We start from the raw sequence: 367 nt of genomic DNA, 5'->3' as shown, positions 1-367 counted from the left end.
AAGTAGTAAAGAGTAGTGAAGCTGCTTTGCAGTAGGAAGCAGTACCTGAATGGGGGTTTAGCTCAGCTGGGAGAGCACCTGCTTTGCAAGCAGGGGGTCGTCGGTTCGATCCCGTCAACCTCCACCACCACATGAAAAAGACTGATTCAAACGAGATTGATCAAGGCGCAACGACGCAGACAGTACGAAAGTACGGCAAGGAGTTGCAACGCAGAGCAAGCGCGTTTTAAGCAGTCATGCGGGGCTGTAGCTCAGCTGGTTAGAGCACCGTGTTGATAACGCGGGGGTCGTTGGTTCGAGCCCAACCAGCCCTACCAAAGGTATGTTGAGAAAACAAACGCAAATGGCGCGAGCGCTGTTTAGGTTT

Annotated in this window: 2 tRNA genes; both read left to right on the top strand. The window is 52.3% G+C overall.

The features are described from left to right. Positions 1 to 51 precede the first annotated feature (51 nt). Positions 52 to 127, top strand: a tRNA-Ala gene (locus tag H8K43_RS18760). 113 nt (positions 128 to 240) lie between these two features. Then, positions 241 to 317, top strand: a tRNA-Ile gene (locus tag H8K43_RS18755). Positions 318 to 367: the final 50 nt, after the last annotated feature.

Source organism: Cognatundibacterium curvum (genome assembly GCF_014284235.1).
GTDB lineage: Bacteria > Pseudomonadota > Gammaproteobacteria > Burkholderiales > Burkholderiaceae_D > Undibacterium > Undibacterium curvum.
This window is presented reverse-complemented; position numbering and strand designations above follow the sequence as displayed.